Annotated in this window: 5 protein-coding genes and 1 pseudogene; all 6 read right to left on the bottom strand. The window is 43.8% G+C overall.

Annotated elements, in window-relative coordinates; all coding sequences use genetic code 11:
• Positions 1 to 167 precede the first annotated feature (167 nt).
• Complete coding sequence (locus EI164_RS12235; protein ID WP_192520236.1) at positions 168 to 1,178, bottom strand: cell division protein ZipA C-terminal FtsZ-binding domain-containing protein; 1,011 nt, start codon at positions 1,176 to 1,178, stop codon at positions 168 to 170.
• Between the two features lie 447 nt (positions 1,179 to 1,625).
• Positions 1,626 to 5,609 (bottom strand): AAA family ATPase, encoded by a 3,984-nt coding sequence (locus EI164_RS12230; protein ID WP_192520235.1) that lies wholly within the window; start codon positions 5,607 to 5,609, stop codon positions 1,626 to 1,628.
• A 104-nt stretch (positions 5,610 to 5,713) separates the two neighbouring features.
• The gene (locus EI164_RS12225) at positions 5,714 to 6,871 is read right to left on the bottom strand and encodes a WG repeat-containing protein (RefSeq protein ID WP_192520234.1); all 1,158 of its coding nucleotides are present in this window, start codon (positions 6,869 to 6,871) and stop codon (positions 5,714 to 5,716) included.
• 8 nt (positions 6,872 to 6,879) lie between these two features.
• Positions 6,880 to 8,163, bottom strand: coding sequence for a WG repeat-containing protein (locus EI164_RS12220; RefSeq protein ID WP_192520233.1), 1,284 nt, complete (start codon positions 8,161 to 8,163; stop codon positions 6,880 to 6,882).
• Entirely contained in the window at positions 8,150 to 8,953 is an 804-nt protein-coding gene (locus EI164_RS12215; protein WP_192520237.1) for a sulfite exporter TauE/SafE family protein, read from the bottom strand. The genes EI164_RS12220 and EI164_RS12215 overlap by 14 nt, the downstream gene beginning before the upstream one ends.
• A 262-nt stretch (positions 8,954 to 9,215) precedes the next feature.
• A pseudogene (locus tag EI164_RS12210) lies at positions 9,216 to 9,348 on the bottom strand (IS1 family transposase); the annotation flags it as partial.

Here is a 9,348-nt window from a genome sequence, read left to right as displayed (position 1 = left end):
TCATTGTCGTATTCTCTCAGAAAGTTGAGTCTCCGACAATCTCGGGGCGGTTCAGGGCGCATTAAAAAAGGCAAATAACGTTAATCGCTATTTGCCTTTTTAATGCTACTGCTATCAATTAGGTTTAATCAGTTTTTTTATCGTTTAACCTCTTAACCTTCAAGTTTTTAACCTTCATAGTCACGCACTTGGTTACGTAGCTGCTGCTTGTATTCAGGGGTGATTGGCTCGTTCTCTTCATCTAGTATAATCGCGTCCAAATCGCTTGCCATCATATAAGCAATACTCATCATACTATCAAAGCTGCGCACGGCTTGTGGATGCGGTAATGATAAAAACACCACCAAACCATTATAAGTATTGGTCGCGACACTATGCGGATCAAAAGGTGCAATACCGTTATCGGTGATGCCCATCATGCTGAACCACAGCATGCCTGTACCGTCTTTTTGCTCATAGCGATGAAACATATTCATCGCACCATAACGCAAACCGTACTTATCAATCAGCTTTAATAAATCGCGACCGCGGATAATCGAGATTGGACGGTCACGATACTGGTGAGGCAAGATAGTAATATTGATATTGTCTTTGGCGTTAATCAATGGACCATTTTGCGCTTCATCAACAGACTCTGATAAATGCTGATCGAGAATAGGACTGTTATCATCAAAACTTGGCTCTGCGACCGTATCAATAGATGGCATCAAACTTTCAGTTGCCGACATCAAGCTAGAAAACGCGTCTGGCTCTTGCTCGATATGCATCTGTTCAGCAGCTGCTACAAACTCAGCATCGTCACTACGCTGCTGATCTGCTTGCCAGCCTGCATATTCGGCGTCGTTCGTATAAGCATTAATGTCATGGTTAGCTGCGCCTTGACCTTGCAAGATATTGGCATTGGCGTCACTATGGGTTAACGGCTCTTCTTCAATCACCGCATTTAGATACTCACGGTCAGGGCCAATACTGGTCTCACCAGCGACCGTGTCATCAAGATCAGGCTGGTCGACAATATTTCGTTCATGACGCGGTATGATAGGAATACCATTTTTATCATAGTTGACCGCAGTAGTTTCGGCGTGTTTGCGACGCTTAAAGCTACGAATGACCATAAACAACCCTGCAAGCATAATAAATGCGGCAATGGCGATCAATATAAACTGAATAGCGGTCATGAGAAATACATCCTAATATATGACAAAAGGGATTACACAAGAGGGAATAATTGGCAATAGTCTAGCATGGCTAATTAATATCGTCATCATATAGTCATCGTTTACCGTCAGCCTGACATAATTGTGTAACGTGATAACCTTGGCGATATAATAATCTCACTATCATTTGGATTCAAACAAGCCGAGCGACTGTCTATAAGCACTTCACTGAACAGCACTGATACCGTATCTAACTTAATAGATGACTAAGCATATAGACGACTAAATATATAGATAATTGAATATATAGTCAAAAAATGCCAAAACGGATATAAGGTAGCGAATTGCAGGTGGTACATTTAGAGAGGGTTACATCGTAACCATTTAGTCGCTCACTGCCTATAACTATACCACTAGCAGCGGCTTGCCAGTTATCAATTTATTTGGCTATTCAGTAGTTTTATTTGGTTACTCAGTAATGTAGCGTGCTGCTTCATCTAGCGAGACGCTAACTAACGTAGAAACACCTGCACTTGGCATAGTAATGCCTTTTAGCTCATCAGCGATTTGCATCGTTAGTTTATTATGACTGATAAAAATAAACTGCAAATCATCTGCTAGCTCATGAATCAAACTGGTAAAGCGTTCGACATTAGCGTCATCAAGCGGTGCATCGACTTCATCGAGTACACAAAATGGCGCTGGATGCTGCTTAAATATTGCAAAAATCAAACTTAGCGCGGTGAGCGTTTTCTCACCACCTGACAATACAGCAAGGCGACTATTACGCTTGCCTTTTGGCTGTGCCATTAAGGTAAGCCCTGCCCGCCATTGCTCTGACTTGTACTTTTCAGCAGGAATGTTATCTGGCATATCGTCCGTGTTCAATGTCAGACTTGCCTGCCCGCCGCCGAAGACTTTGGCAAACAAATTAGCAAGCTCAGTATTAACGGCATCTAGCGTCTGCATAAACAGCGTCTTGGTCGTCTCATCAATAGACTCAATCGCTGCCGTCAGCGTCTGCATACTCGCCGCAATATCGGCTGTCTGCTGCGCCAATGGCTCTAGGCGTTCATTGACCTCGGCCAGCTCTGCTACTGCCGCTAGATTGACTGGGCCGATTTTGCCTAACTGCTGCTCAAGCGTGGCGCGTTCAGACTCTAGCTCTGCGATTTTATCTGGACGCACACGGCGGTCATGCGCGATAAAATCAGCAAGCAAGTTTGAAACGCTCACTTTTTGCTGCGGATGCTGTGCTGACTCTGATGGCGATTGATATTGATGGCTCACCTTATAATACGCTTCTAGAGCGTCATGCGTATGAGTGCTGGCGTCGTCCAACCGCGCCATACTGAGCGCTAACTCAGTAGCGTGGTTTGCAAGCTGACCTTGCTGAACTTGTAGCGTACTTTGCAAGCTGTCTAACGCTGTCTGCTGCTGCGCATAGTCTTGCTTTAGCGCAGCCAACGCAGTGTCTCGTTCTGTTAATAGCACTTTCTGCTTATCTCGGGCTGTCTGCGCCGTCTGTAATGTTGCTTGCAAGTCTGGTAGCTTATCTTGCTGTTTCTGATGACTCGCTTTTAGCTGCTGCTCACTCTGCAATGACTTGTCGTGTTGTTCAATCGCTCGCGTAAGGCCACTAGCGCTATGCTCCAAACGCATCTCACTCTGCTGGATACGTAACTGTAGTGCTTGCCATGCATCATCATCCGCTTGGCGGCTACGATTGAGCTCACTGCGCTCAGCTTGTAATTGCTGACTCAATGCTCGTGCTTCTGCTATTTGTGGTGTTAGCGCTGCTAGTTCATGCTGAATATGCTGCTGCTCATCAATCAGCGTTTGCTCCTCCTGCGCTAACTCTAATTGCTCTTGCTCAAGATCTGACTTATCCGCCATGAGTCGTAGGCTGTCTGCTTGTAAGCGCTCAGCATTGGCGCGCTGTGTGGTGAGCTGCTGCTGACATTTATGCTTATCACGGGTCAATTGCTCAGCTTGTGCTCGCGTTTCTTCTAAATTGATCGTTAGTGCATCATAGTCGCGTTGGTGCTTTGTAATGGTTTTTTGCTGCGTGTCTATCTTGGTTTCAAACTCATCAAGTAAGTCTTCTAATGCTTGCAAACGATTACGCTGCTGCAAACGCTGGGTTAAAAACTGACTATTACTGTCACTTTGACCCGCTTGCGCACCTGTGAATTTACTCAGGTTAATCGTCCCCTGACGACTGATGAGCCAACCGTCTGTGGTGAGCAAGATAGCTGACGGTGGCAGTGATTTTAAGATATCAGCAAGCGCTTCTAGGCTATGCTGAGCGCTCGCTTCTGATTGTGCTATATATAGATAACAATGCTGCCACAGCGCCAATACTGGCTGAGTAATCAGCTGTGACAACGGCATTATTTTATCAATCAAGCTGTCTGGCAACTGATTGATAAATACCGCTGCATTTGGTTTGTTTTGATTGGCAGACAGCCACAAGCTATGACCGCTCTCTACCGAAGACTGACCTTCCGTATGTGCCTGCTCATTCTGTGCCGTCTGATAGGTAATGATATTCGTTAGATTAGATTCAAGCTCACACCATAGACTATCGGAGTCTGCAGAGCTGTTTCGCGCTTTTTCTGTGCCAGAAGTTTTTGCTGTAAACACATGGCTGTCTAGCCACAATGATAGTACGTTATCGAGTAGCTCGGAATGCTGCTGTCCTTGTGCGCTTAGCTCAATCTGCTCACGCAAGGTGGTAATGGCTAACTCGTCATAGCGGTTTTTGGCTTTATTTTCTAAACTGGCTTTTGACTTACTAGCTCCTGGCTTACTGGCTTCAGAAATAGCTGCTTGCTGTTGCGGTTTAGCTGTCGGTTTTAGATGCAATATCTGATGCAAGGTATCGTACTCACTTGCCAATACCGCGTGCTGCTTCTCACACTCCCTTAACTCACGCTGCTGCGCAGTCAAGCGCTGCTGTAAATCATGCGCTTGCGGTTGTAGTTCAGACAGACGCTCATCGACGCTGTCTTGTTGGCGCGTCATCTGCTGTAGCTGTTTATTCAATTCTACAACTTGGGTCTCTAACGTCTGCTGTACGCTTTGTATATCCGTTGAAGATTGCTCGTCAGAGTTATCCTTATCGTTAGAGGCTGATAGTAACAGGGACTGTTGTAATTGCTGCCATAGATTTTGCCAGTTTTGCTGGCGGCGCTGCCACTTATTGTGGTTTTGCTGATGGCGTTTTTGCGCTTGGCTATTAATAGCTTGCTGCTGCTCAAGCGTACGCACATTATCTTGTAGCCGTGACAGCTGGTTTTGCGCGTCATGCCATGCGCGTTGTAGCGGTTGCTCGTTGCGCTTATGCGTGTCACGTTTACTCGTCAACTCAGTCAGCTGTGGACGCAACGTCTCTAATATATTCTGCTGCTCCGCTTGCTCGGCTTTTAATCGATCAATCTCACTAACCGCTTGCGTGCGCTGTTGATCCAAGCTTGTAAGCTGCTGCTCAATCACGGTCAATTGTGATTGGGCATCGCTCAGCTCGTGCTCAGCTTGTTGATAGCTTAATTGCTGCTGATAATGAGCGCTTTGGGCATCGTCCTTGAGCCATTGCTCTTGGTTGATGTGTGTGGCGAGTTTATCTTGCTGCGCTTTTAGCGTCTCATAGTCAGTTTGCAAGCTAGCGACTTCAGTAGCACTGCGTTCATGCGCTAGTTTTTGCTGCTGCTGAGTGTGCTTGGCTTGATACAGCTGCTGAATAGCGAGCTGTTGCTTGATATCAGCAAGCGTTAACGCTAGCTCCTCGTAGCGCTGCGCACTGGCGGCTTGCCTCGACAGGCGCTTTTGTTGGCTGACCAACTCGCTTTGCATATCATGCAGACGGGCTAGGTTTTCTTGTGTTTTTTCTAGTTTTTTCTGTGTTTCTTCGCGGCGCGCTTGATAGCGAGATACTCCTGCCGCTTCTTCGATAAACTCACGCAGCTGCATAGGACTGGATTCGACAATACGCCCAATCATACCCTGCTCAATCACCGCATAACTACGCGCACCAAGCCCTGTACCCAAAAACACATCGACCACATCACGGCGACGACAACGTGTGCCATTGATGAAATAATCTGAGCGTCCTTCTTTATTGACCTGACGACGAACGGACAGCTCTTGGTACAAATTAAACTCGTGGCGAATACCTGTGTGCTCATCTTGCGTATGCTCAAACGTCAGCTCGACACTGGCGACACTTTTGGCTGCCTTATCTTGCGTACCAGCAAAGATAACATCACTCATCGCGCCACCACGTAGCTGCTTGGCAGAGGTCTCCCCCAGCACCCAACGTATGGCATCAATCACATTGGATTTGCCGCAGCCGTTCGGCCCGACGATGGCGGTGATGCCATGGCGGAAGGTAAAAGTAGTAGGATTGGCAAAGGATTTGAAGCCTGCCAGCTTTAGGGATTTTAGACGCATGGAGAATCAGTAAACTTAGCAAAAACAGGCGGCTATTCTACCTGAAATTGTGGTGGATTTTTAGGGTATATCACTGACCAAGCTTGAATATCGCTAATAGATAACTATTCTACCCTTTGACCAGTTTGATCTACTTTGAAAGATTCTCCTTTGATGCTTACATCAAATTTACCATCATCAAATTCTCCAATATAATCATACATAATAGGTAGTACAATTTCATTTTGATAATTGATAATACCCATTTTATAATCGTTACCTACACGAATGAACCCATCATACGTATTACGAAGTTCAGTATATTTTAATGGAATGATGGTGGTGCCATTTGGTCTTATAACACCCCACTTTCCTTTTTGTCGGACGGCATATGAACTATCATCAAAATCTTCAATATCATCGTACTCAAACGGCACAAGCACCTTGCCACTAATATCAATAAGACCCCATTTATCTTCTAACTGAGCATACGCAATATTATGATTAAATGAGGATATCTCTTGGTACTTTAACGGCACAACAGTTCGACCTTGCTGATCTATTACACCGAAACGTTCTTTAATACGTGCTAATAGTAGGTCATCATCTAATGGCTTCAAACTATCGTAACTCGTAGATGGGACTATTTTGCCCTGAGCATCAATTAAGCTAAATTTTTCATCTCTCTTCAAAATCCCACCCGACAAATAAAATCGACGACTAATAGAATCGTAAAGTGCAGGTAAAATTATCTCGCCATATTTATTTGCCAAACCGTATTTATCTGCCAACTCTAAAGCATAAAAATAATCTGCTTCAGCATCTATCTCTTCTATCCTATCGTACTTTATAGGTAAGACAATTTCGCCCAATTTATTTAATAAGCCATATTTATCATCTTTACTAATGGTCACGACTTGTTTAGGAATATCGTATCTAGTATCAAGCGTAGGATAGAAAGAATACTCTAGAGGCAAGACTATCTCACCTGAACTATCGATAAGACCCTCGCCCCTATCACCCCTAACTTGTATCAGATGGTTTGTGTATTTACGTACACTGCCATATTTGTTAAGAACCTGCTGGTAAACTTCTTCATTGAGAAATAGTTTTTTACACTCTGTCGGTGATATATGATTACATCCACGATACCTTGCTGGCGCAGCAGTTAGTTCTCGCTTAGCTTCTTGTACATCAGAATCGGTAGCCATAGCCCCTGATGAGTAGCTAAAAACAAGTGCTAGGCTTATAACAGATAGACTAAAGGTTTTGATTGTTTTCACTACACATCCTATTTATTATTTTTATGGTTGTTTTTCAACGCATCTTTGAGCTGATAAGCTTTCCATCTCTCGTATTTGATCTCAATAATATTGTTACCTTGATCATCAATAAATCCATACTTATCATCGATTTTAGCCTCAATATATTTATAGTTTGTGTCTCGCACTATATTTAGTTTATCAAATATTATGGGCGTAATCTGCTTGCTGTTACTGTTGAATAAGCCAACTTTATCGCCTTGCTTCAAATATCCTAAACTTCCTTCTAAAGAGCGGTAACCATCGTACTCAAAAGGAACAATCAACTCTCCCTTATTGTCAAATATGCCATGCTTGTCAGCTAACTCTGCAATAATTATATTGCCTCGAATATAGACATCATCATAGATAGGTTCAACTACAATACCTTGGCTATTTATGGCACCCTCACCCTCATCGTTTGAAATCTTTTCCAAGTCATCATCATAACTAAGGTAAAATGGCTTATATTTAGCAGGCAGTATCACCTTTGTTTGTTTATCCATTAATCCATACATACGATCTTTTTCTATCTTATAAACGCTCGTTTCTTCTGAAGACAACGGTTCAATTTCATCATAAATATAAGGAACAACCAATCTTCCCTGAGTATCTATAGCACCCCATTTACCCGACTGCTGGACAAATGCAAAACCATTATCGAAGCTACGACCGTTTTCAAAATCCAAGGTAGTAAGTACTTTATTATGCTGATCAATGTATCCAACTTTATTGTTTTTAATAACTAGCGCTAAATTGTCATGAAAGGGTGCTATCACCTCATAGATTATAGGTACAACTAACTCATTAGACTTGTTAATCACTCCCATTTTTCCATTCTTAAAAACTCTAGCAAGACCTTCCTTAAACGCCCAAGCGTTATCGTACTCAAGAGGAATAATGCGCTTTCCTGATCTATCAACATATCCCCATTTACCCTCTTTGGTAGCAATAGCGAGTCCATCGAAAAACTTACTGATATGGTCGTACTGATAATCAGAAACAACATTTCCTCTACTATCAACTAAACCATATTTGCCTTGTTTTTGTGCAATAGCGACGCCTGATTCTACGCAGTTTGCCCAAATACCTTCATCGACTGGCGGCTTGGTACATTCTTCTGCAATCGCATGCTGTAGTGTTAGTCCTTGTATAACAGTAGCGGCTATGAGTAGCTTCAAAACCTGATGTCTTATGATTATCACTTGTGCTCCTTTATATAAAAACTGCATCAACTTAACAGTATGATCAGTGATTCTGTTAAATAATCCCAATCCCGCTCAATAACAACTGCCCACCAGCAAAGACTAACAACACGCCAAACGCTCGCTTAAGCATAGCGGCAGGCAATACATGAGCGAGCTTGGCACCGACTTTTGCCATCGCAAAGCTAGCCACTGAAATACATAAAAATCCCGTGATATGGACAAACCCTATCGTGCCCTCAGGCAGATTGACCACGTCTTGACCGAACCATGCAAACCCTGCCGCGCCAGCCAATGCAATTGGTAGACCACATGCCGCAGACGTACCGACTGACTGCTTCATCGGTAGTCCAGCCCAATTCAAAAACGGCACAGTCAAACTACCACCACCAATACCGAAGATAGAAGACGCCATACCAATGCCCGTACCAGCACCAAACTGAATACCAGCAGGTGGCAGCGGCTTGCCCAACTGTTCTTTATTAGAAAAAAACAGCATTTTTAACGCGACCAATAGCGCGCCAACCCCGATAATGGCTTGTAATAATTTGCCATCGATCATATCCGCGATACCAGCGCCGACCAAACTACCGATGACCAAGCCCAATGCCATCTTTCGCCACACTTCCCAGCGGACACCGCCACGCTTATTATGAGCTGTGAGTGAGCTAATCGAGGTCACAACGATTGTTGCCAGTGAGGTACCAATCGCCAGATGGGTAATAACCTCTGGTGAAAATCCATAGGCAGTAAAAATCCACACCAGTGCCGGTACGATAATCATGCCACCGCCAACGCCAAACAAGCCAGCACTGACGCCAGCGAATGCTCCTGCAATCACAAACCACACATATAACATCATCGAATTAGCCTTTTATCACTTCTGCTGTTTGAACGGTATTTTAGTATGACTGATTTGCCCGTTTATGTACTTAATAGCTTGTTCTTAATTACATTTGCCAAATCACAACCCGATCTTTATGCTGTCTACTCTAGGGTGTGTCACCAATTAGATTATGAGCATTAACATGAGATAAATTGATGAAATACTCTAGGCGACGCTCTATCGAAAATCGTTCAGTATATCAAAGATTGGTGGTGTTCTAAAAAGTATGCTGGCATCAGACGTAGCCATAATTGATGTAAAAGAACACCATATCAAACACTTTGAAGTGATTATCGAGCTTCTTAGAGAAACAACAGGTTTTTCTAACCGCTCGTCTTAATCGGTGTCTAAGGCGACAGTTATTACCC

The organism is Psychrobacter sp. FME13 (genome assembly GCF_014861395.1).
Lineage (GTDB): Bacteria > Pseudomonadota > Gammaproteobacteria > Pseudomonadales > Moraxellaceae > Psychrobacter.
The sequence above is the reverse complement of the archived record's forward strand: the minus strand, read 5'-3'. Positions and strand labels throughout refer to the sequence as shown.

What these genes read in the sequence shown, in the direction of transcription:
- EI164_RS12215 (WP_192520237.1), bottom strand. Translation starts at nt 8,953, where the DNA reads ATGTTATATGTGTGGTTTGTGATTGCAGGAGCATTCGCTGGCGTCAGT.
- EI164_RS12230 (WP_192520235.1), bottom strand. Translation starts at nt 5,609, where the DNA reads ATGCGTCTAAAATCCCTAAAGCTGGCAGGCTTCAAATCCTTTGCCAAT.
- EI164_RS12235 (WP_192520236.1), bottom strand. Translation starts at nt 1,178, where the DNA reads ATGACCGCTATTCAGTTTATATTGATCGCCATTGCCGCATTTATTATG.